This window comes from Pseudomonas sp. LBUM1659 (assembly GCF_059716045.1).
The window spans coordinates 2,949,551-2,973,552 of record NZ_CP166797.1 but is presented as its reverse complement, the minus strand read 5'-3'; the positions used below and the strand labels follow the sequence as shown (position 1 = coordinate 2,973,552).

The 24,002-nt window shown below is 57.2% G+C and carries 17 protein-coding genes; 11 read left to right on the top strand and 6 right to left on the bottom strand.

What is annotated here, in order from left to right; genetic code table 11:
- Positions 1-31 precede the first annotated feature (31 nt).
- From glgX to ACA048_RS13430, 4 genes are all read left to right on the top strand, one after another.
- A complete protein-coding gene (gene glgX, locus ACA048_RS13445; protein ID WP_497629546.1) occupies positions 32-2,191 on the top strand; it encodes a glycogen debranching protein GlgX in 2,160 nt (719 codons plus the stop codon).
- Positions 2,192-2,412: 221 nt separating this feature from the next.
- Positions 2,413-3,171: a PIG-L deacetylase family protein gene (locus ACA048_RS13440; protein ID WP_497629545.1), complete on the top strand. Its 759-nt coding sequence runs from the start codon at positions 2,413-2,415 to the stop codon at positions 3,169-3,171.
- Positions 3,172-3,266: 95 nt separating this feature from the next.
- Positions 3,267-4,055 (top strand): endonuclease/exonuclease/phosphatase family protein, encoded by a 789-nt coding sequence (locus tag ACA048_RS13435; RefSeq protein WP_497629544.1) that lies wholly within the window; start codon positions 3,267-3,269, stop codon positions 4,053-4,055.
- A 316-nt stretch (positions 4,056-4,371) separates the two neighbouring features.
- Complete coding sequence (locus ACA048_RS13430) at positions 4,372-5,439, top strand: autotransporter domain-containing protein (protein ID WP_497629543.1); 1,068 nt, start codon at positions 4,372-4,374, stop codon at positions 5,437-5,439.
- Positions 5,440-5,564: 125 nt separating this feature from the next.
- Here ACA048_RS13430 and glgB read toward each other — a convergent pair whose 3' ends face one another.
- The 3 genes from glgB to ACA048_RS13415 all read right to left on the bottom strand — a co-directional run bounded on the left by glgB (position 5,565) and on the right by ACA048_RS13415 (position 13,243).
- Positions 5,565-7,796 carry a 1,4-alpha-glucan branching protein GlgB gene (glgB, locus tag ACA048_RS13425; protein ID WP_497629542.1) on the bottom strand — a complete coding sequence of 744 codons (2,232 nt, stop codon included), beginning with the start codon at positions 7,794-7,796 and terminating at the stop codon, positions 5,565-5,567.
- Between the two features lie 2 nt (positions 7,797-7,798).
- Positions 7,799-11,140: a maltose alpha-D-glucosyltransferase gene (gene treS, locus ACA048_RS13420; protein WP_497629541.1), complete on the bottom strand. Its 3,342-nt coding sequence runs from the start codon at positions 11,138-11,140 to the stop codon at positions 7,799-7,801.
- 105 nt (positions 11,141-11,245) lie between these two features.
- Positions 11,246-13,243 (bottom strand): alpha-1,4-glucan--maltose-1-phosphate maltosyltransferase, encoded by a 1,998-nt coding sequence (locus ACA048_RS13415; protein ID WP_497629540.1) that lies wholly within the window; start codon positions 13,241-13,243, stop codon positions 11,246-11,248.
- Between the two features lie 195 nt (positions 13,244-13,438).
- Between ACA048_RS13415 and ACA048_RS13410 the strand changes: the two genes are divergently transcribed.
- From ACA048_RS13410 to ACA048_RS13395, 4 genes are all read left to right on the top strand, one after another.
- Complete coding sequence (locus ACA048_RS13410) at positions 13,439-13,603, top strand: hypothetical protein (protein WP_497629539.1); 165 nt, start codon at positions 13,439-13,441, stop codon at positions 13,601-13,603.
- Between the two features lie 583 nt (positions 13,604-14,186).
- Positions 14,187-14,327, top strand: coding sequence for a hypothetical protein (locus tag ACA048_RS13405; RefSeq protein WP_497629538.1), 141 nt, complete (start codon positions 14,187-14,189; stop codon positions 14,325-14,327).
- 47 nt (positions 14,328-14,374) lie between these two features.
- The gene (locus ACA048_RS13400) at positions 14,375-15,235 is read left to right on the top strand and encodes an McbB family protein (protein WP_497629537.1); all 861 of its coding nucleotides are present in this window, start codon (positions 14,375-14,377) and stop codon (positions 15,233-15,235) included.
- Positions 15,236-16,136: 901 nt separating this feature from the next.
- Positions 16,137-16,844, top strand: coding sequence for an ATP-binding cassette domain-containing protein (locus ACA048_RS13395; protein ID WP_497629536.1), 708 nt, complete (start codon positions 16,137-16,139; stop codon positions 16,842-16,844).
- Here ACA048_RS13395 and ACA048_RS13390 read toward each other — a convergent pair.
- Positions 16,841-17,344, bottom strand: a complete 504-nt coding sequence (locus tag ACA048_RS13390) for an MgtC/SapB family protein (protein WP_497629535.1) — start codon at positions 17,342-17,344, stop codon at positions 16,841-16,843. The genes ACA048_RS13395 and ACA048_RS13390 overlap by 4 nt on opposite strands.
- A 122-nt stretch (positions 17,345-17,466) precedes the next feature.
- Here ACA048_RS13390 and ACA048_RS13385 point away from each other — a divergent pair, with 122 nt between their 5' ends.
- The 3 genes from ACA048_RS13385 (at position 17,467) to mapR (ending at position 20,834) form a co-directional block, all read left to right on the top strand.
- Positions 17,467-17,700: a DUF3203 family protein gene (locus tag ACA048_RS13385; RefSeq protein ID WP_497629534.1), complete on the top strand. Its 234-nt coding sequence runs from the start codon at positions 17,467-17,469 to the stop codon at positions 17,698-17,700.
- 194 nt (positions 17,701-17,894) lie between these two features.
- Entirely contained in the window at positions 17,895-19,325 is a 1,431-nt protein-coding gene (ccoG, locus tag ACA048_RS13380; protein ID WP_497629533.1) for a cytochrome c oxidase accessory protein CcoG, read from the top strand.
- Between the two features lie 99 nt (positions 19,326-19,424).
- Entirely contained in the window at positions 19,425-20,834 is a 1,410-nt protein-coding gene (gene mapR / locus ACA048_RS13375; RefSeq protein ID WP_497629532.1) for a GntR family transcriptional regulator MpaR, read from the top strand.
- Positions 20,835-20,897: 63 nt separating this feature from the next.
- On the opposite strand, the gene ACA048_RS13370 is transcribed toward mapR, so the two are convergent.
- Together ACA048_RS13370 and ACA048_RS13365 are read right to left on the bottom strand one after the other, a co-directional pair.
- The gene (locus tag ACA048_RS13370; RefSeq protein WP_497629531.1) at positions 20,898-21,644 is read right to left on the bottom strand and encodes an SDR family oxidoreductase; all 747 of its coding nucleotides are present in this window, start codon (positions 21,642-21,644) and stop codon (positions 20,898-20,900) included.
- A 115-nt stretch (positions 21,645-21,759) separates the two neighbouring features.
- The gene (locus ACA048_RS13365) at positions 21,760-23,841 is read right to left on the bottom strand and encodes a putative bifunctional diguanylate cyclase/phosphodiesterase (protein ID WP_497629530.1); all 2,082 of its coding nucleotides are present in this window, start codon (positions 23,839-23,841) and stop codon (positions 21,760-21,762) included.
- Between the last annotated feature and the right edge of the window lie 161 nt (positions 23,842-24,002).

Sequence of the window (24,002 nt, the reverse complement as noted above, 5' to 3'; positions counted from 1 at the left end):
AACCCCTTGATCCCCATTTGCAGGAGCACTTATGACCACGCCAAAAAAAACCGCGCCAGAACCTCACGCCGAGGCGTCGCGAATCCGTGAAGGCTTGCCCTTCCCGCTGGGCGCAACCTGGGACGGCCTGGGGGTCAATTTCGCCTTGTTTTCCGCCAACGCCACCAAGGTCGAACTGTGCATCTTCGATGACTCGGGCGAGGTGGAACTGGAACGGATCGAGCTGCCCGAATACACCGACGAGATCTACCACGGCTACTTGCCCGATGCCCATCCGGGACTGATTTATGGCTATCGCGTCTACGGCCCGTACGACCCGGCCAACGGACATCGCTTCAACCACAACAAACTGTTGATCGACCCTTACGCCAAGCAATTGGTTGGCGAGTTGAAATGGTCCGAAGCGCTGTTCGGCTACACCATCGGCCACCCCGACGCGGACCTCAGTTTCGATGAACGCGACAGCGCTCCCTTCGTGCCCAAATGCAAAGTCATCGACCCGGCTCACACCTGGGGCCATGACCATCGCGTCAGCGTGCCGTGGGATAAAACGATCATCTACGAAACCCACGTGCGCGGCATCAGCATGCGTCACCCTTCCGTTCCCGAGAATGTGCGCGGTACGTTCGCCGGGCTGATGGTCGATGACATGCTGGACCACATCCGCAAACTCGGTGTGTCGTCGGTTGAATTGTTGCCGATCCACGCGTTCGTCAACGATCAGCACTTGCTGCACAAAGGCATGACCAACTATTGGGGCTACAACAGCATCGCCTTCTTCGCCCCGGACCCGCGCTACCTGGCCAGCGGCAAGATCGCCGAGTTCAAGGAAATGGTCGCGCACCTGCACGAAGCCAATCTGGAAGTGATCCTCGACGTGGTCTACAACCACACCGCCGAGGGCAATGAACAAGGACCGACCCTGTCCATGCGCGGCATCGACAACGTCTCGTACTATCGCTTGAAGCCCGAAGACAAACGCTTCTACATCAACGATTCCGGGACCGGCAACACCCTGGATTTGAGCCACCCTTGCGTGTTGCAAATGGTCACCGACTCCTTGCGTTACTGGGCGTCTGAAATGCACGTCGACGGGTTTCGCTTCGACCTGGCGACCATTCTCGGTCGCTACCACGACGGTTTCGATGAGCGTCACAGCTTCCTCGTGGCCTGCCGTCAGGACCCGGTACTGCGTCAGGTGAAGATGATTGCCGAACCGTGGGACTGTGGCCCCGGCGGTTATCAGGTCGGCAACTTTCCGCCGGGCTGGGTGGAGTGGAACGACAAGTTCCGCGACACCGTGCGCGCGTTCTGGAAAGGTGACGACGGCCAACTCGCCGATTTCGCCAGCCGCATGACCGCCTCCGGCGAGATGTTCAACCAGCGTGGCCGACGCCCATATTCCTCGTTGAATTTCATCACCGCCCACGACGGTTTTACCCTCAACGATCTGGTGTCGTACAACGACAAACACAACGAAGCCAACGACGAGAACAATCAGGACGGCAGCAACAACAACCTGTCGTGGAACCACGGTGTCGAAGGCCCGACCGACGATCCCGAGATCAACGAGTTGCGCCAGCGGCAAATGCGCAACTTCTTCGCCACGCTGCTGCTGTCCCAAGGCACGCCGATGCTGGTGGCCGGCGACGAATTCGCCCGCACTCAGGAAGGCAATAACAACGCCTATTGCCAGGACAGCGAGATTGGCTGGGTCAACTGGGACTTCAGCGAGGACGGCAAGGCCCTGCTCAAGTTCGTCAAACGCCTGATCAAGTTGCGTCTGGCGTACCCGATCCTGCGTCGTGGCCGCTTTCTCGTGGGCAATTACAACGAAGACATTGGGGTCAAGGACGTGACCTGGCTGGCACCGGACGGCACTGAAATGTCCCAGGAACAATGGAGCGAAGCCCACGGTCGTTGCCTCGGTATCTTGCTCGACGGTCGCGCCCAGGAAACCGGGATCCGCCGCAAGGGCGCTGACGCGACGCTGTTGCTGGTGGTCAACGCGCACCACGACATCGTCAACTTCACGCTGCCGCAAGTGCCCGATGGTGGGTTCTGGACCTGCATGATCGACACTAATCAACCGTCGATTCGAGGACAGGAACGCTTTGAACTCGATCACGAATATTCGGTGACCGGCCGTTCGTTGCTGCTGTTTGAATTGCAACATGAGGAAGACGAGTGAAATGGAGCTGCGCACGTGCGCACCGCGTGCCCGCCTGAACAGCCCGGCACGCGGTGGTTTCGGCAACTATTTGCGCGATTTGGTACGAATTGGTTAAAAAAAACCGACTCAGAAGAAACCGCCACGCGACGAACAGCGAGACTTGAGCAATACTCCGTTCGCAACAATCCAAGGTACGGAACGTTGCACATTGCTATCAAACAAAACAAGGACGTAGGCCGATGAAACCCCTCACCCTCATCGACAGCAGCCAGCCAGCACAAATCTGGAACAGTGCGCTGCAACTGGACAACATCCCCGTCATCAACACCCATACCCTGGTCCCCACCGGCGCACGCGCCGTGGTGATCGCGCCGCATCCCGGTGACGAAGTGGTCAGCTGTGGCGGCCTGCTGCAGCTGCTCTCCAGCCTCGGTCATCCACTGCAATTGATCTCGGTCACCGATGGCAGTGCCAGCCAACCGGGCTCACAACAATGGTCGGAGAAACGCCTGAGCGTATTTCGCGGCCAGGAAAGCGTCGAGGCCTTGCGTAGGCTCGGCTTGCCAATGCACAGCCTGAAATGGATTCGTGGTGGCTTCACTGACTTCGCCCTGGCCGAGCAAGAGACACAACTGACCCAGTTCATCTCCCGCTACTTGCGGCCTGGCGATGTGGTGTTCAGCACCTGGCGCGAAGACGGCACGCCCGATCACGACGCCGTCGGCCGTGCCAGCGCCGTTGCTGCGAGCAAGGTCGGTGCAGCGTTCCATGAAGTGCCAATCTGGGCCTGGCACTGGCCGGCTCGCGACCAGGGACTCGTGCCCTGGCACCGTGCACGCAAATTGCGCCTGGACACTTGGACCGTCGCGCGTAAAAGCCACGCCGTCCACGCCTACGCCAGCCAGCTCGACGGCGAACCCACCATCGGCATCGCACCGCTGCTGCCCCGAGTGCTCCTGGACCGCATGCGATTGCCCTATGAAATAGTCTTCGTCTGACACTATCCCCACAGGGTTTTTGGTGTTGCAAAGACTGAACTGCCCGCCATGCCATCAGTCGCATGCATAAGCAGTTCAGATTCAGAGGAGCACACGTGACCAGCGATTCCGAGCAACGGGCCGCGCTGACCCCGTCCCCGGCGATACATCGCCTGAGGGTGCTGACGGTCAACACTCACAAGGGCTTCACCGCCTTCAACCGGCGTTTCATCCTCCCGGAGCTGCGCGAGGCGGTGCGCAGTACAGCGGCGGATCTGGTGTTCCTCCAGGAAGTGGTGGGAGAACACGATCGGCATTCTTCCCGTTACAACAATTGGCCGCCGACCTCTCAATACGAATTTCTCGCCGACAGCATGTGGAACGATTTCGCTTATGGGCGCAATGCGGTCTACCCCGATGGCCACCACGGCAATGCGCTGCTGTCGAAATACCCGATCCGCGAATTTCGTAACCTTGATGTGTCGATCACTGGCCCCGAACGGCGCGGCTTGCTGCACTGTGTGCTGGAAGTGCCGGGGCACGCTGAAGTTCATGCGATTTGCGTGCACCTGAGCCTGCTCGAAAGTCATCGCCAGTTGCAGTTGCAGCTGCTCTGCCAACTGCTCGAATCCCTGCCCGACGACGCCCCGGTGATCATCGCTGGCGACTTCAACGACTGGCAGTTGCAAGGCAACGCCACCCTCGCCCAACGAAACTACCTGCATGAGGCGTTCGAACGCCATAACGGGCGCCCGGCCAAAACCTATCCGGCACGCTTTCCATTGTTGCGCCTGGACCGAATATACCTGCGTAACGCCAGCAGCCATGAACCGCGAATTCTCAGTCATAAACCCTGGACGCACTTGTCGGATCATTTGCCGTTGGCCGTCGAAGTGCACCTCTAGCAACCGAGTCAAAAGGCTCTGGATCGCGGTTTTTTTGACGCATCCTCTAACAAACAAGCACTTAGATCCGCGCCGTAAATCAGTCACTTGTAACACTTCAAATACCAGTACCACTTATCGAACATGTTCTTGACGCACTGTCAACGGTCTTCTTAGCTACACCTTACTACCCCCGAAGTACCATCAGGGGGCACCCCCCAGACACCCGCCAATACGGGCGCCCAAAGGCCTGCCCCTAATCCACTCGGTCGCCCCTCATTCGGGGTAGGAGAGACGCCATAGCGAGAGACCCCATGCGATTGCAAGGTAGACCCCCATGAAAACGTCATTCACCCAACAAGAGATCAAAGTCACTTTTTGCACTGTCACCAGCTCTATCTTGCTGTGCTCGACCCTGGAGACCCAGGCGGGACCGACGGAAGAAGAAATCGCCCCGTGGTATCGCCAGGATGTTTCGGTACTCACCCTAAAAACCACCGCCATCACCTCTCCCGGCTACTTCGGCGCCGCGTCCGATACAACAAGCTCACACCTCACCATCGAAGACGAAGCGCCTTCAGCCTGGGATCAGGTGTACGGCCAACCGTCGCGACAAGCGCAGACCGACTACCTGGCACTGGGATCTTCGATCCCCGGCACCACAGAATTCAAAGGCCCGGCGATCCTCACCTTGCAAAGCGGTAGTGGTCATACCCAAAAGGTCGGGCTGATCGGCGGCACCACCCACATACAAGGCAACAGCAACGGCTTGCTGGCCAATCCAGCCTTGGCCAACCCCGACCACGACACCCTCAACCTCCAAGGCCAGAGCCTCGGCGCTTACTGGAGCCTGACCGGCCCTCAAGGCTGGCATGTGGATTTGACCGCCAGCGGTGGCCGGGTCAACGGCTTTAGCCGTAACGACCAGGGCGCGCGGCAGGTCACTGAAGGCACGGCGATGACATTGTCGGTGGAAGGCGGTTTCCCGATTGGCCTGAGCGAGAACTGGGTGGTCGAACCCCAGGCGCAGTTGATTAATCAGCGCATTACGCTGGATACGCCATATGCCGGCTCGGGGAATGCGTCATCGAACGACGTGACGTCGTGGAGCGGACGGGTCGGCGCCCGTTTGAAAGGTAATTACGACTTCAATGGCCTGGGCGTCGAACCCTACGTTCGGACTAACTTGTGGCGCACCGTGAACACCGGCAACATCGTGACCCTCGACCAGGTCGACAAGATCAGCAGCAGTCGCTACTCATCGACGGTTGAAGTGGGGTTGGGGCTGGTGGCCAGGGTCACGCCTGCGGTGAGCTTGTACGTCAGCGCGGATTACAGCAGTGATGTGGATGACAATGATTTGAATGGGTTGATTGGGAGTTTGGGGGTGCGGATGCGGTGGTGAGCGTCCGACCTCAAAAGATGCTTTTCAGGGCTGACGCCTTCGCGGGCAAGCCAGGCTCCTACAGAGGAATGCATTCCAATTGTAGGAGCATGGCTTGCCTGCGATGGCAGCGACTCGGTCTTGGCTCAGCCCTCCGGCCGCAAGATCAACACCGCCAGCGGTGGCAGATTCAGAACCAGCGAAAGCGCCTGCCCATGGCTCGGTGCCTCTTCGGTCAACGCCCCGCCACTGTTGCCATAGTTGGAACCGGCATACATCGCCGCATCGCTGTTGATCACCTCGGTCCAGCGCCCGGCAAACGGTACGCCGACGCGATAACCCTCACGCGGCACCGGGGTGAAGTTGGCCACGACCAATACCGGCCGGCCCTCCTTGCTCCAGCGCAGCCACGCGTAAACGCTGTTGATCGCATCGTCGCCGATCAGCCACTGGAAGCCTTGCGGGGCGTCATCCTGCTCATGCAGCGCCGGTTCTTCGCGGTACAGCCGATTGAGGTCACCGACCAGTTTCTGCACCCCTTTGTGTTCAGGGTATTGCAACAAATACCAGTCCAGTTGCTGATCGTGATTCCACTCGCGCCACTGGCCGAATTCGCAGCCCATGAACAACAGCTTCTTGCCAGGGTGCGTCCACATGAAGCTCAAGTAGGCGCGCAAATTGGCAAACTTCTGCCAGCGGTCGCCAGGCATTTTGTCGATCAGCGAATGCTTGCCATGGACCACTTCATCGTGGGAAATCGGCAGGATGAAACGCTCGGACCACGCGTACACCAGGCCAAAACTCAGCTCATTGTGGTGATGGGCGCGGTACACCGGATCCTGCTGGATGTAATGCAGCGAATCGTGCATCCAGCCCATGTTCCATTTGTAGGCAAAACCCAAACCGCCCTGTTGCGTGCTCTGACTGACACCCGGCCACGCCGTGGACTCTTCGGCGATAACCAGCGCACCGGGCGCCTCCAGCGCCACCACGTCGTTGAGGTGACGCAAAAAATCGATGGCTTCGAGGTTTTCCCGACCGCCATGGCGGTTCGGCACCCATTCGCCCGCTTTACGCGAATAGTCGCGATAGAGCATCGACGCCACGGCATCGACGCGCAGGCCATCGACGTGAAAATGCTTGAGCCAGTGCAACCCCGACGCCAGCATGTAACCGTGCACTTCGGTGCGGCCCAGGTTGTAGATCAGCGTGTCCCAGTCCTGATGAAAACCTTCCAGCGGGTTGCCATATTCGTATAGCGCGGTGCCGTCGAATTGCGCCATACCATGGACGTCAGTGGGGAAATGCGCCGGCACCCAGTCGAGAATCACGCCGATTTCCGCTTGATGGCAGGCGTTGACGAACGCGGCAAAGTCATCCGGTGAACCGTATCGGGCGCTCGGGGCAAATTGCGAAAGCAATTGATAACCCCACGAGCCGCCGAACGGGTGCTCCATGATCGGCATCAGTTCGATGTGGGTGAAACCCAAATCCTTCACATACGGAATCAGGCGCTCACCCAACTCGGGCCAGGTGTATTGGCGGGCGACTTCGCCCAGATCGTTCAGCTCGCATTGCCAGGAACCGGCGTGCAATTCGTAGATCGACAGCGGTGCGGTCGGTCGCTGACGTTCGCCACGCGATTGCATCCACGCCTGATCCTGCCAGTCGATGGTCAGCGGTGACGCGACTTTGGAGGCGGTGTCCGGCGGCAAGGTAGTGGCCAGTGCCATCGGATCAGCTTTAAGCGGCAAAATGCCGTGAGTACCGAGGATTTCGTATTTGTAGGCGTCCCCTGCTCGCAAGCGTGGGATGAACAGCTCCCAGACCCCGGTCGGGTGACGCAAACGCATCGGATGGCGGCGACCGTCCCAGTTATTGAAATCACCCACCACCGACACGCGTTTGGCATTGGGTGCCCACACGGCAAAACGCACGCCGTCGACACCCTCGACCGTCTTCAGCTGAGCGCCGAGGCAACTGCTCAGATCGCGGTGATTGCCTTCGGCGAACAGGTACAAGTCCATCTCACCGAGTAGCGAGCCAAAGCTGTAGGGGTCTTCGCTGATTTGTTCGCCGCCGGCCCAACGGGTGCGCAGCAGATACGGCCGGGCCCGTTCGAAGTGCCCGACAAACAGCCCCGGTGTCTGGGTGGCTTCCAGATTGCCGAGTTCTTCCCCGGAGTCTCTGGCCACCACCTGCACGCTCAACGCATCGGGTAAATAGGCTCGAATGAATTGCCCGTTGGCGCCATCGCCATGGGGCCCCAGAATTGCAAAAGGGTCGTGATGTTCGGCGCGCACCAACGCGTCGATGTCCCGCGCTCTGGGTAGCAACGCCTCTTTAGCGTGACCCTGTTCCTTGTTCGAGAAACTCATGACTACTCTCCACCAAGTTCGGAAAAGGGTTTAAGCCCACTCAATAATCCATACAAGCCGTGCAAAGGCACCGGCAGCCAAGTGGGCCGATTTTCGGCCTCATACGCCACTTCATACGCCGCCTTCTCCAGACCGAACAACGCCAGCGCGGCGTCCTCGCCCTCCGGATCTTGCCACGCATGAGCAAGACTAGCTGCCGCCAGCCGATAAGCGTCAACAAATGCCTGTTTTGCTTCAAAAAGGTAGCGCTCGGCGACCCGCTGACGGGCAACCTGGGCCTCGGCTGTGTTGTCGACGTTATACACATTGATCGTCATCGCGGCGGCGTAATCGAAAGAACGCAACACCCCGCTGACGTCCTTGTACGGGCTGTGCTTGCCCCGTCGTTCACGCAGCGGCCGCGCCGGCTCGCCCTCGAAATCGATCAGGTAGGCATCGCCCTTGATCACCAGCACCTGGCCCAGGTGCAAGTCGCCATGAACGCGGATGCGCAAGCCACCGGCGGCCTTCTTACCGAGTTCCTGCACATGGCTGAGGATGGCTTTTTTGTGGTCCTGTAAACGACTGACCAAGGTCTGGTCCGCCGGGCTCAGTTCGTTTAGATGCTGCTTGAGCAACTTGAGTGCGTGCTCCAGCTGCGCCGCCACGTCCTTGGCCGAGGCCTGCGCCTCTTTCTGGGTGGTGACTTGCGGGGCGAAGTCCGGGTCTTTGGTCGGAGCGGCCAGGACCTGGTGCATTTCCCCCAGACGCTGGCCGAACATGCCGGCAAAATCCTTCAACTCACCGAGTGCGTTGTAGTGCTGTTCCTGCTCGGACATGGCATCGGCCAACTCGTCACGCAGCGCGCGTTCGAGGTTGTTCTGGGTCCATTCCCAGGCATCGCCCTGATTGCTCAAATAGCCCTGAGCGATCATCAACAACGTGTCCTCGCCCTGTTCGTCGCGACGCACCACCGAGCCCAGCAGCGGCGAAATATTGCGGAACCCGGCGCGGGTCAGGCAAGCGCTCATTTCCAGTTCCGGGTGCACGCCCGAGGCGAGTTTGCGGATCAGTTTGAGCACCAGGCTGTTGCCGATCACCACCGAACTGTTGGATTGCTCGGCGGACAGATAACGCACCGGTGACTCCTCTGTCAGGCCCAGTTTCGCCAGCTCTGCCGTAGGCTCGAAACGGATGTCGCCCGCGCTCGAGGGCAACACGGTGACGTTCTGCATGCCTTGCAACACGGCATGAATAAAAGTTTCGAGGCTGAAGGCATCGGTGATCAAACCCACCTGACGCCCACGGCGCACCCGCGACAAGGCCAGTTGCTGTGGCAACGCGGCACCGACCTGATCTTCGGGAATAAAGCCGAATGGCAACTGATAGCGGTGAGTCTGGCCTGCGCTGGTGACTTCAATTTCGCTCAACAGCACCGGGTGCAGCGGATCGCCGAAGCGCACGCCGTAGGCCAGGTTGACCTGTTCGATGGCCGCGTCCTTGCCGGCAAACCAGCGGCGATTCTGTAGCCAGGTCGGCAGAATGCCTTGCTCCAGCGTGCCACGGGACGGCGTTTCGAGCAGTTCTTCCATGCGGTGCTTCAACACCAGCGTGGTGAAGTCCGGCAGGCTTTGCGCCGGCTCCACGTGCCAGGCGGGCATCTGGTTTTCCGCCGCGAGCCCGAACCAATAGAAGCCGTAAGGCGCCAGGGTCAGGAGGAAATTCAACTGGCCAATCGGCGGGAAGGCGTTACCGCCGAGCATCTCCACCGGCACCATGCCGACGTACGCCGACAAGTCGAGTTCCGCCGCTTGTGCGCTGCGCGAGACGTTGGCCACACACAGGATGATTTCGTGCTTGCCATCGGCCCCGGTGAATTCACGGGTATAGGCCAGAATCCGGCGGTTGCTCGGGGAGAGCATTTTCAGTGTCCCTCGACCGAACGCCTTGGACTGTTTGCGCACGGCAAGCATGCGCCGGGTCCAGTTGAGCAGCGAATGCGGATCGCCGGCCTGAGTTTCGACGTTGACCGACAGGTAGCCGTATTGCGGGTCCATGATCGGTGGCAGCACCAGGCTGGCCGGGTCAGCGCGGGAGAAGCCACCGTTGCGGTCAATCGACCACTGCATCGGCGTGCGCACGCCATCTCGGTCACCGAGATAGATGTTGTCGCCCATGCCGATTTCATCGCCGTAATACAGGGTCGGCGTACCCGGCATCGACAGCAGCAAGCTGTTGAGCAGTTCCACGCGACGCCGATCACGCTCCACCAAGGGCGCGAGTCGGCGGCGGATCCCCAGATTAATCCGGGCCCGACGGTCCGCCGCGTAGTAATTCCACAGGTAGTCGCGCTCTTTGTCGGTGACCATTTCCAGGGTCAGTTCATCGTGATTGCGCAGGAAAATCGCCCACTGACAATTGGCCGGTATCTCCGGGGTCTGACGCAGGATGTCGGTGATCGGGAAGCGATCCTCCTGAGCCAGCGCCATGTACATGCGCGGCATCAACGGAAAGTGAAAGGCCATGTGGCACTCGTCGCCGTTCAAGCCCTTTTTGTCGGTGTCACCAAAGTACAGTTGCGTGTCTTCCGGCCATTGATTGGCTTCAGCCAGCAGCATGCGGTCGGGGTAATTGGCGTCGATCTCGGCGCGGATCTGCTTGAGGACGTCATGGGTCTCGGGGAGGTTTTCATTATTGGTACCGTCACGTTCAATCAGGTACGGGATGGCGTCCAGCCGCAAACCGTCGATGCCCATGTCGAGCCAGTAGCGCATCACCGACAGCACGGCTTTCATGACCTGTGGGTTATCGAAATTCAGGTCGGGCTGGTGGGAGTAGAAACGGTGCCAGAAGTACTGGCCAGCCACCGGGTCCCAGGTCCAGTTGGATTTTTCGGTGTCGAGAAAGATGATGCGCGTGCCGTCGTACTTCTGATCGTCATCGGACCAGACGTAGAAGTCCCGCGCCGCCGATCCGGGTTTGGCCTTGCGCGCACGCTGGAACCAGGCGTGCTGGTCCGAGGTGTGGTTGATGACCAGTTCGGTAATCACCCGCAGGCCACGCTTGTGCGCCTCGGCAATGAAACGCTTGGCGTCGGCCATCGTGCCGTAATCGGCATGGACGCCACGGTACTCGGCGATGTCGTATCCGTCGTCACGACGTGGCGAGGGGTAGAACGGCAACAGCCAGATGGTATTGACGCCGAGGTCGGCGATGTAATCGAGTTTGGCGATCAGGCCGGGGAAGTCGCCGATTCCGTCGTTATTGGAGTCGAAAAACGACTTGACGTGAACCTGATAGATCACTGCGTCCTTGTACCAGAGCGGGTCTTTGATGAAGGTGGCTGCCTTGGGTTTCTTCGCCATTTGAAACTCCTGTTGAATCAGTGAAGCCGCGGGCTAAACACTCACCGTGGCGAGGTGCCTTGTGGCGAGGGAGCTTGCTCCCTCGCCACAAGGTTCGCGGTGTCATCAAGGGGTGGTAATCCGCCAGATCCCGAACGGCTGGTAGGCCGGGTCGATGCGCATGAACTGGTACTTGCCATGCCAGGTCCAGCGGTGGCCGTTCATCAAGTCTTCGCCCTGGGTGCTGGCGTCATCGGGTAAGCCCATTTCCCATAACGGCAACTCGAAATTGGCTTCCTGGACGTTATGCGGATCCAGACTGATGGCCACCAGAATAAAGTTGCTGCCGTCCGCACTGCGTTTTCCGAAATACAGAATGTTGTCGTTCCACGCGTTGTAAACCGTGAGGCCCAGGTGCGTATGCAGGGCCGGGTTCTGCCGGCGGATGCGGTTGAGCTGCGCGATCTCGGCAATGATGTTGCCCGGCGCGTTGAAATCCCTTGGGCGAATCTCGTACTTCTCCGAGTCGAGGTATTCCTCTTTTCCCGGTATCGGCGCCGACTCACAGAGTTCAAAACCCGAGTACATGCCCCACAGGCCAGAGCCCATCGTCGCCAGCGCCGCGCGGATCAGAAAGCCCGCGCGCCCGGATTCATGCAAGAAGAACGGGTTGATGTCCGGCGTGTTGACGAAGAAGTTCGGCCGGTAGCATTCACGCCACGGCGATTCATTGAGCTCGGTGAAATACGTCGCCAGCTCATGCTTGGTGTTACGCCAGGTGAAATAGGTATAGCTCTGCGAATAACCGACCTTGCCCAGACGCGCCATCATCGCCGGCGTGGTAAAGGCTTCGGCGAGGAAGATCACCTCCGGATACAGGGCGCGCACATCGGCAATCAGCCACTGCCAGAACGGCAGCGGTTTGGTGTGCGGGTTGTCGACGCGAAAGATCTTTACGCCCTCTTCGACCCAACCGACCACGATGTCGCGCAGCTCTACCCACAGGCTCGGAATGGCCTCGGTGGCGTAGAAGTCGACGTTGACGATGTCCTGGTATTTTTTCGGTGGGTTCTCGGCGTACTTGATCGTGCCGTCCGGCCGCCAGTTGAACCAGCCCGGATGCTGTTGCAGCCATGGGTGGTCCTGGGAACACTGAATCGCAAAGTCGAGGGCGATTTCAATCCCGTAGTCCGCCGCCGTGGCGACCAAGCGGCGAAAGTCTTCGCGGGTGCCGAGCTGCGAGTGAATCGCCTCATGCCCGCCCTCTTCGCTGCCAATCGCATAGGGGCTACCGGGATCTTCGGGACCGGCGGTCAGGGAGTTATTCGGACCTTTGCGGAAACTGCGGCCGATCGGATGGATCGGCGGAAAGTACAGGATGTCGAACCCCATGTCCTGAATCATCGGCAATCGCTCATGCACATCATTGAACGTGCCATGACGGGCCGGATCATCAGTGATCGAGCGCGGAAACAGCTCATACCAACTGGCGAACTGCGCCAGCTCCCGCTCAACATCCAACGGGTACTCCGGGCTCAGGCTCACAAAGGCGTGATGATTGACCTGCGCCATCAGCTCGGCGCTACGTTGGTGCAGAAACAGCATCACCTGCTCGTTTTCGAGCAGACCGGACAACTCATGGTGCAGCGCCGTCAGTTGTTCACTCAACGCCCTTTCGCTGCGCTCGGCCGCCTGCTGGACCTGAGTGCGTCCTTCCTGCAATTCAAGACTGACGGGGACACGCGCGGCGTGCTTCTTCTCCAGTTCATAACAGAAGCTGGCGAACGGATCGATCCAGGCTTCGATGCAGAACAGATAACGCCCCTGACGCTCGACACGGAACTGGCCTTGCCAGCCATTATTGCCCATGTCCGCCATGACTTCGCTTTGCCAGATGTCATCGCCCTCGGCCCGCCAGCGCACCCGCACGGCCAGTTTGTCGTGACCGTCGGCAAACACTTTGCTGGTCACCACCACGTCCTGGCCCGCGACGGATTTGACGGCGAACTGTCCGCCATCAAGGGTCGGCTGGGTGTTTTCAATCGCGATTCGCGGCATTAATAACGCCTGCGACAGCGGCATGTGAGGGTTGTAATTGAGCTCTGTCGGTTTTGCAGCAGTCATCGAGCATCTCTCCTTTACGCCCCATGGACGCTCTTGTACCGGGTGTTCCCTGGATAGATTCACTTAGGTTGGGAGCTACCGGATTGGCTAAAAGTTCAGAGGGATTTGCCTTGGCATTTGCGGGGAATCAATTCCCGCGTCGGGGGGTCAATTCACTTAAGCACGACTTACGCCATGTGCCACTGGAGGCTTGATATGAGTATTCCAATCCCTGCCGAAACGCCTGATCCGAACATCGACAGCCCGGTCATTCCACCGACCGAGCCGGAACCCGTGCCCGAGCAGGACCCGCCGGGCACTCAACCACCGCCTCGGGAGGAACCACCGAGCACCATGCCGCCGGTGATTGTGAAGCCCTAGTGTTACCACCGCTTTGGTTTCTCCCTCGCTTTGCGTGGGAGCGCCAAAGCAAAAGATGTGTAGAGACAAACCTTATCGCTGAATTTTTTGTTTAGCGACGCGAAAGTCTTCTTAATAAATCTGCCGTTCGTCGGACAACCTGGTGGATGATCAAAAAATAATAAAACTGATCCCACAAACATTCGAGAAAAATACTACATCCATCCTCAGACGATTAATCGCAACCACTTAAACAAAACCGAATCTATTTCCCGCCGACAACACTGCCAGCAACGAAATCCAACACCACGAGACTGCAAATCTTATCGTTTGCTACGCAATCTCATAAAGTACGTATCTTTAACCTCATGCGTAGGAATGATTACTTCTTGTAGTCGGAGTATTTCCACACCAAAAAAATGTCTAACTTGCATTCCAAGCTACAAAAAACCAAACCTTTAACGTCACTTGCTTAAAAGTGACTTCCTTCCAAATTGGAGTAACAAAATAAAAGACGAAAACATGATCGAAATCCTCCTTAGTTTTAAACATGAGTTTGGCGAAAACTCGACCCCTCATATAGCGGGTGGTTCTGGAGGGGCAGGTGGATGCGGAGGAAGTGGAGGTTGCGGCGGTGGCGGTGGTTGCAGTGACGGTAGTGGTGGTTCAGGTGGATCCGGCGGTAACGCTGTTACACGGAATATCGACGGATCACTCATTGAACAATAAATTTATCGCAAGTTGATTAGAGGTTTTTTCGTTTAGCAACGAAAAAACCTCATTGGCGCAATCATGAATTTGAAAATAAACAATTACAACATTCTGAATTTTGACAACCAAGATATCTTGATTTCCGAGAGAGGAGTGGCCCGAGTAAAGTCACCCTCGCTGCTCAAAGTAATTGCCAAGCTCAAAGACAAACCAACGATTACAGAAAACGAGCTTTATAAGCTGTTTCACGAACATCATCTAAATAAAGGTGACGCCTACCTATCACTGAAGACGCTATTAGGACTCGAGATAGAAAAAGAGAACACCTACTTCAAAAAAACATTCGTGATTCATGACTGGGAAAATCACGAGGAATTGAAGTTACTAATAAACAGCGAACTACCTGAAGCTATTGTCACCCACCAAACTTCAGAATCAACCCTGAACCTTGAACTCAACGCTAAAAATTTCTTTGTACTACTGTGTAAAAATTATGACTACGAAAAAATAAAAATACATTACTTTAAACTTTCGACAAATTATCCTGAAAGCGCAATTAGCGTCGCCTACGCAGCGGGCGACCATTTTATTATTAGCCAACCTTATCTGCCAAACATTGGAAGTCCTTGCCATTTCTGCACGATAGATCGGCTTATCGAAAATGAATCCTATCACCCCAGTTCCAACACGTGGTCTCGGCTTCTCCATTTTTGTCGTAGCAAAAAAACATTCACTCCTACTCCGCGCCTATCCTTGTATCAGAAAAGTATAATTATCGGCGCACTGATACAAAAAATGAAATTAATGACTGGCAAGGATGACATCTATCGATACCAAGACAACATCCTACAAGAAACTTCCATATCATTGAACAATGGAAAAATCGAAGAATCCTGTACTGCACACTGGTGTATGTGTGACTGCCTAAGGGCTAACCCATGAAAAAACTACCTCATGATTACTACCTTAGGTTCATAGATCTTCAGTGAACAACTCACAAAACATAAATACAGACAATACTTATTCCAGCAGTTTCAGACATCCAATATACAGCGATCGCAGAAACACCATGGTCCCATTCCCTTAAAGCGAGTATCGAAATGTCTAATCACATCGCTTACCGAGCGTCAAAACTCGCTTTGATTTTCACAAAAGAACAACTAAAAGAGCCCACCGCTTTTTTTTGGACACTCCTATCCCCTAGCGCAGTATTTTATTTACTCAATTATTCCAGAGGCCAAATACCACCCTACAGTTTAAACTATGTGGAATCCACCTCTTGGTTTTACGCGTATATCTCTTCAAACGTGGCTTTTTTTGGTTTGAGCTTTTATATCATCGACAGAAGGGAAAGTGGATTTACCCGATCATTCATTTACAAACCTGAGGGAAAACTGATTTTTCTTCTCGCAAAATTCATATCTTACTCTTGCATATCAATACTCTACTGCGCTGTATTCTACTGCCTAACACGTGCGGCATTTGGTTCCCCCAACACAAACGAAATTTTCCAGATAATTGCCAGATTTTATTTTTGCTTTCTCTTATTTAGCATTCCAGCACTGCTATTGACGCTACTACCTACCAGCTTTCAGACTGCGAACACACTATTCTCAATTATCTCTTTTGCAATGTTAATTGCTGGCATATACGGAATCAGTGCACAACTGTCCTCGAATAGCTTTATTCAATTATTAAATCCCTTATGGATTGCTAGTGGAATTATGTCCAAGGGGCTGTGGCAGCGCCCTCAGATTGCTATTTGCACATTATCATTTTTCTCCTGCACTTTCTTTATTACCCTTCGCCACCTAAGAATAAATCCGGTTTGGAGTCGATACTAATGCATTCATTAAACGTCAACAACCTGACATTCAGCCACTCAAAAGATCTTCTATTTATTAATGCTTCGATGAATATCAATCCAGGTAATATTGTTGGATTGTTAGGGCCGAACGGCAGCGGAAAGACAACATTTTTTGATATAATTTGCGACATACAAGACAGAAAAAACGCCGAAATCATCAATACGTTTCAAAATCAGGTTTATCTATCACAAACTATAACCACACCACACACACTCCGAATGTTTGACATCTTCAACATCACCACCCTGCTTTGCTCGTCAGAAAAAAACTTACAACGCCAATCACTGGCAAAACTTCACGCCTGGAGCCCAGAGATCGTTGATCGCTATAAACGTATATGGAATAAAAAATCATCAACTTGCAGTTATGGCGAAAAACGTTGGTTTTTCACTCTAGCATTACTAACATTAAGTTCTGACTTCATCATTCTTGACGAACCTACTGCTGGCGTTGACCCTGAGTTTCGGCATTACATTTGGAAGTGCTTGCACGGAGCAGCCAAAGAAGGAGTTGCAGTGTTAGTTTCATCTCACACTACCGAAGAGATTGCCTACAACTGCGATCGTTTTTATATGATTAGCAACCATAGTTTCAAACAGTTCATTCATAGCGAGGAGTTTATCGACCACTATGGTGCAGAAAATCTGGATGACGCATTTATCCGCGCATCTGGGAATTTCTAGTTGTCCAGTTTGTTCTTTTCGAAAACCCGCACGATCCTTGGCATCACGCTGAAAATCGCCAACGCCAGAAACGTACTGACCACCGCCGTCGCCTCCCGCCCCAGCCCGGCCGACACGCCGATGGCGGCGGTCATCCACAACCCGGCGGCGGTGGTCAAGCCTTTGACTTGGGCCTCATCGCCCTCGGTGTTTTTAAGAATAGTCCCGGCACCAAGAAAACCGATCCCGGCGATGACGCCCTGCACCACCCGGCTCATCGCGTCGGCTTGAGCGCCGGACATCTGCGGCACCAGCACAAACAGCGCCGCCCCCAACGCCACCAGCATGTGGGTGCGGACCCCGGCGGCTTTGCCTTTGTGCTCTCGCTCGAAACCGAGGATGCCGCCCAACACGGCTGCCATCAGCAGGCGAACGGTAATGCGCGTCAATTGGGACGCGTCACCGATATCGGCGAACTCCGCTTGAAGCGTCACCCAAACCTCATGCCACCAGGCGTTCATGCTGTTGTCCTTGCGCGCGTTGTTAAAGGATGGACCGCGCCGACCATTAATCGGTTGCACCGAACGATGGTCGTTGACTGCGTCCTAACGCGTACGTACTCGCAGAAAGATAGGACCTCGCCATGACCGTGCGCATCGAAAATAAGACCTGCTTCTTCACCACCGAAAACGGCGAAGAAATTCGCCTGTGCCCTGACGTCACTATCATCACTGACTCTGAAAAATCCATGTCAGCGGTGGACCTCGACGGCCAACGCATCTACATCACCGAAGCAGAAGCCGATGCATTGACCGTAGCAGGCGCCGTCGACGGTCGCCGGCATTTGAAGGCCACGGACAGTGATTCGGTGATTTGACTGACGCTGATCAACAAGACCTGCATAGGCGTGATATAGGCTTTTACGTCCCGCCAGGGCAGGTGCTTCAAGTTGTCGCAGGGGCGGATCAGCGCTCATCTGATCCGCTTTTTATTGCAATACCTGAGTCTGTTACGCAAACAGATCGACGCTCATAGTGCGCTGGCCTGATGGAGGCTGATGAGCGACAGACCATGAGCGATAGAATCCCCGTCCGATTAGTTGAAAGCACCCCTGCGGTACAGACGTTTGAGCCTTCGCGACCGAAGATGAAGGCCAAGTCCAGCGATAACCTGATCCACACCCGAAGCTTCACCGGCCTGTTCCGCACCTTGCGCCTGTGCGGCGCGGGATTTCTGTTTTTGCTGTTCTTCGCCACGGTGTGGCTGAACTGGGGCGACCGCCAGGCGGTCCTCTGGGACCTTTCCGAAAGTAAATTCCACATCTTTGGCGCGACCTTCTGGCCGCAGGATTTCATTCTGCTCTCGGCGCTGTTGATCATCGCCGCATTCGGCCTGTTTGCGATCACCGTGTTCGCCGGCCGGGTGTGGTGCGGTTACACCTGCCCGCAGAGCTCCTGGACCTGGATCTTCATGTGGTGCGAGAAAATCACCGAAGGCGAGCGCAACCAGCGCATCAAGCTGCAAGCCGCGCCGTGGGGCTTGAACAAACTGCTGCGGCGTTCGGCCAAGCACACGCTTTGGCTGGCGATCAGCCTGCTCACCGGCCTGACCTTCGTAGGCTACTTCACCCCGATCCGGCCGTTGGCCGAAGAACTGCTGACCTGGCAAATGGGCGGTGTCAGTCTGTTTTGGGTGCTGTTCTTTACCGGCGCCACTTACATCAACGCCGGTTGGCTGCGCGAAGCGGTGTGCATGCACATGTGCCCGTATGCGCGATTCCAGAGCGTGATGTTCGACAAAGACACCCTGACCATTTCCTATGACACGGCCCGTGGCGAAAACCGTGGCCCGCGTAAACGTGAGGTGAAACCGGCCGAGGTCGGCCTGGGTGATTGCATCGACTGCCAACTGTGTGTGCAGGTCTGCCCGACCGGCATCGACATCCGCGACGGTTTGCAGATGGAATGCATTGGCTGCGCCGCGTGCATCGATGCCTGTGACTCGATCATGGACAAAATGGGCTATGCCCATGGGTTGATCAGCTACACCTCGGAGCATCAATTGCAAGGTGGCAAGACTCACCTGCTGCGGCCACGGCTTATGGGTTATACGGCGGTGCTGTTGGTGATGATCGGCGCCCTCGCCTTTGCGCTGGTGGAGCGGCCAATGGTGTCGCTGGACGTCAGCAAGGACCGTGGCTTGTTCCGCGAGAACAGCCAGAGCCAGATCGAAAACATCTACAGCCTCAAGGTCATCAACAAAACCCAGCTGCGCCAGGACTATCGTTTGAGTCTGGTGGAGGGCGACGGCTTCCAGTTGCAAGGCAAGACGCAGCTGAGCCTGGCGCCCGGCGAGATTGTCGATGTGCCGGTGTCGGTGGCGATGATCACGGAACGGCCGAGCAGAAGCTCGCAGACGATCACGTTCAGGATTGTCGACAGCGATGAGCCGGACATCTACAGCGAGGCCAAGAGCCGGTTTGTTGCGCCGATGAACCGTTGATCCCTTAGACTGCTGTGCCCTGTAGAAAGCAGGCTTCTTGTGGCGAGGGGGCTTGCCCCCCCGCCACAACAGCTAATTGAATTCGATTGCGGGATGCTGATGAAACGCTACGAAAAATTCGCCGACGACATCGCTGAACTGATCCGCTCCGGTGTCCTCGGCCCGGGCCAGCGTGTGCCCTCGGTGCGCTACGCCAGCCAGACCTATGGCGTGAGCCCGTCCACGGTGTTCCAAGCCTACTACCTGCTCGAACGCCGCGGCCTGATCCGCGCCCGGCCGCGCTCCGGCTACTTCGTCAACGTCCACGCACCGAGCCCGTTCTCGGAGCCGGTGATCAGCAGCCAGGTCAACGAGTCCACCGAAGTCGACGTCAGCGAGTTGGTGTTCTCGGTGCTCGACTCGATCAAGGACCCGAACACCGTCCCGTTCGGCTCGGCCTTTCCCAGCCCGACCCTGTTCCCGCTGCAGCGCCTGTCGCGCTCGCTGGCCAGCGCTTCCCGGGACATGGACCCGCGCATGGTCGTCACCGACATGTCGCCGGGCAACCCGCAATTGCGTCGGCAAATCGCCCTGCGCTACATGGTCGGCGGGCTGATGCTGCCGATGGAAGAGCTGCTGATCACCAACGGCGCCCTGGAAGCCTTGAACCTGTGCCTGCAAGCGGTCACGGAGCCTGGCGACCTGGTGGCCATTGAAGCGCCCGCGTTTTACGCCTGCCTGCAAATACTGGAACGGCTGAAACTCAAGGCCGTCGAGATCCCGGTGCACCCTCGCGACGGCATCGACTTGGGGGTGCTGGCCCAGACACTGGAGCGTCATCCGATCAAAGTCTGCTGGTGCATGACCAGCTTCCAGAACCCGATGGGCGCGACCATGCCCGAGGCGAAAAAGCAGGAACTGGTGGCGTTACTGCGCCGCCATCAGGTGCCGCTGATCGAAGACGACGTCTATGCCGAGTTGTATTACGGCCAACAGGCGCCGAAACCGGCCAAGGCGTTTGATACAGAAGGGTTGGTGATGCACTGCGGTTCATTCGCCAAGAGCCTGGCCCCCGGTTATCGCATCGGCTGGGTGGCCGCCGGGCGTTACGCACAAAGGATCGAACGCTTGAAACTCATGACCTCACTCTGCGCCTCGATGCCGGCGCAAGCGGCCATTGCCGACTACCTGCAGCACGGCGGTTACGACCGGCACCTGCGCAAACTGCGTTACGCCCTCGAAGAACAGCAAAGCGCCATGCTCGCCGCCATCGCCCGCTACTTCCCGGCACAGACGCGCGTCAGTCAACCGGCCGGCGGCTACTTTTTGTGGCTGGAGCTACCACCGCAGATGGATTCGCTGAAGTTGTTCCAGATGGCGTTGGCGCAGGGCATCAGCATTGCGCCGGGGCCGATCTTTTCGCCGACGCAGCGGTTTCGCAACTGTATTCGGTTGAATTACGGCAGCCCGTGGACCGAAGATTCGGAGAAGGCGATGGAGACGTTGGGGCGGATTGTGCGGTCGTTCTGAAAATATTATGGCGTTCCGACTTACGCCTTCGCGAGCAAGTCGGATCAATACAAATCTCAGCAATTAACGCCCACCACCCAGATCAACAAACGTCCCGGTCGCATAAGAAGCCTTGTCCGACAGCAACCACACAATAGCCTCCGCCACTTCATCCGGTCGCCCGCCCCGCGCCATCGGTATCGCCGATTCAAGCTTGCTGACCCGATCCGGATCCCCGCTCAGCGCATGGAAGTCGGTGAAAATAAATCCCGGCCGCACGGCGTTGACACGAATGCCCTCGCCCGCCACTTCCTTGGACAGGCCAATGGTGAAGCTGTCCAGCGCACCTTTTGACGCGGCGTAATCCACATATTCGTTGGGCGAGCCCAAACGCGAGGCCACCGACGACACGTTGACGATGCTGCCACCCTGCCCGCCATGTTTGGGCGACATGCGCAGGATCGCGTGCTTGGCACAGAGGATCGGCGCCAGGACGTTGGTTTTGAGGATTTTGAGAATGCGAAATTCGGACATTTCGTCGACCCGGGACTTGTGCCCGACGGTGCCGGCGTTGTTCACCAGCGCCGTGACCCGACCCAACTCGGTGTCCACACGGTGGAACAGAGCGATCACCTCATCTTCGATGCTGACATCGGCGCGCACCGCAATGGCTTGAGCGCCCAGTGCACGAACTTGCTCCAGCACGCGTTGCGCGGCGGATTCGTCTGACTGGTAGTTGATACAGATCCGATAACCCTGTTCGGCGGCCAACAGGGCGGTGGCGGCACCAATACCGCGGCCGCCACCGGTGATGACGATGACTTTGTCCATGCGAGCGTTCTCCCCATTCCCAGCGTAAGCAGTCTGGGTCAAGAGTAACTGCCATTGCCGGCTTTTGCATGGACAGTGTGATGACTGTGGCAAGCCCCCTCACCACAAGGGATTTTCAGGCTATTGCCAATTGTTCTGCGCGATGTATGTCTACCATGAAGCGTTCAGCCGGCAGTGGGTGCCCCAGCAGATAACCCTGCAACGAATCACACCCCAGTTTGGTCAGGAAGTCCTGCTGCACACCGGTTTCGACGCCTTCGGCAACGATCCGCAAGCCCAGCGCCTGGCCGAGCGCGACGATCGCCGAGACAATCGCGGCGTCGTCGCTGTCGTGTTCCAGATCACGGACGAAACCGCGGTCGATCTTCAACTCATTGGCCGGCAGGCGCTTGAGGTACATCAAGCTCGAATAGCCCGTCCCGAAATCATCGATGGACAGATCGACGCCCATGGCCGAGAGCTCCTGCAGCACCGTCATGCTCGCATCGGCGTCGCTCATGGCGGTGGTTTCGGTGATTTCCAGGGTCAGGCTGTTGGCCGGCAGCCGATGGGTGCTCAGGGCCTTGGCCACGCTTTGAACCAGGCCGGCATGGCAGAACTGCAACGCCGACAGGTTCACTGCGATCCGCCAGTCGGTGTAGCCCAGCACGTACCATTCGCGCATCTGCCGACACGCTTCGTTGAGTACCCACTCGCCGATAGGAATGATCAGCCCGGTCTTTTCCGCGATGTCGATAAACGTGTCCGGCAGCATCATGCCCCGCGTCGGGTGCTCCCAACGCAGCAGCGCTTCGGCGCCCACCGGCCGGCCATTGTTCGCGTCAAATTTAGGCTGGTAATAGAGGCTGAACTGTTCCTGATCGAGCGCATTGCGCAGGTCTTGCAGCAATTGCAGCTGCTTGCGCGCGTTGCTGTTCATCGAGGCGTCGAAGAAGCTGTAGCCGTTTTTCCCGGAACCCTTGGCGTGATACATCGCCGCGTCAGCGTTCATCAGCAAGTCCTGGGCGGTCTGGCCATTGCCCGGATACAGCGCAATGCCGACGCTGGCAGAAATCTGCAGGTCATGTTCAGCCACCCGGAACGAGCGCGCGATCAACCCTACCTGACGCGCCGCCAGGCCCAACGCATCATCCGGCTCGGCGAGCCGCACCAGCAGGACAAACTCATCGCCACCAATGCGCGCCAACGTGTCCTGACTGCGTAAATCCTCACGCAGGCGCACCCCGACCTCACGCAACAACTGATCACCCATGTGGTGGCCAAAGGCGTCATTGACTGGTTTGAAACCGTCCAGGTCGATGAACATCAGCGCAAAACAGCCGCCCTGCTCCTGCACCTTGGACATTGCCTGTTCGATGCGATCGGCCAGCAATACGCGGTTGGGCAAACCGGTCAGGGGGTCGTGCAAGGCCAGTTGGGTCAACTCGCGGTTGGCCTCGGTGAGTGAGCGCGCGAGGTTAGCGGTGCGCGCTTCCAGACGCGCATCCAACACCGACGTCAGCAAGGCGATGCTCAGTACCGCCAGCGTGGTGATCAGCACCAGATTGTCCAGGCCTTTACCGCTCAAGCCGCTGACAGCCGCACCACAGAAACTGCCGTCCGGAAAACGCGCAGCCGCCATGCCGGTGTAGTGCATGCCGACGATGGCGATGCCCATGATCACTGCCGCACCGCACCGGAACAAGGTGACATGCGGCGAGTGCTGTCGCAGGCGGAAGGCGATCCAGAGTGCCGCGCCCGAAGCGCCCACGGCGATCAGCAGCGAGGTGCCGAACAACGTCGAGTCGTAATCGATGCCCGGCTGCATGCGCAGGGCGGCCATGCCGGTGTAGTGCATCGCACTGATCCCGGCGCCCATCACCAGCGCGCCTAACGCCAGTTGCCAGGCGGGCAACCGTGGCTGGCTGACCAGCCACAGGGCAAAGCCGCAAGAGAGGATCGCGGTCAGCAGCGATAGCAACGTGATGGTGAGGTCGTAACCCAGATCAATCGGCAATTTGAACGCAAGCATGCCGATGAAGTGCATCGACCACACCCCAATGCCCATGGCAAAAGCACCGCCCGCCGTCCACAAATGCACCGTGCGGCCTTTGGCCGTGGCAATGCGTCCGGTGAGGTCAAGCGCGGTATAGGAAGCGAGAATCGCGACACAAAGTGAAATGATAACCAGGGTGGGTGAATAGCTACCGATCAGCATGAGACTTCTCGTGAACGCCCGCCGTAGAGCGTTCTTACTCGGGGGCAAATGCGGGCGATTGTACTGATTGCGCAAAAGAACGCACTGATAAAATAAGCAAATGGCCATCAAGCCGATGAAACGCTTGTTTGATGCCCTTCAGCCCCTACATTCCAGTAGCA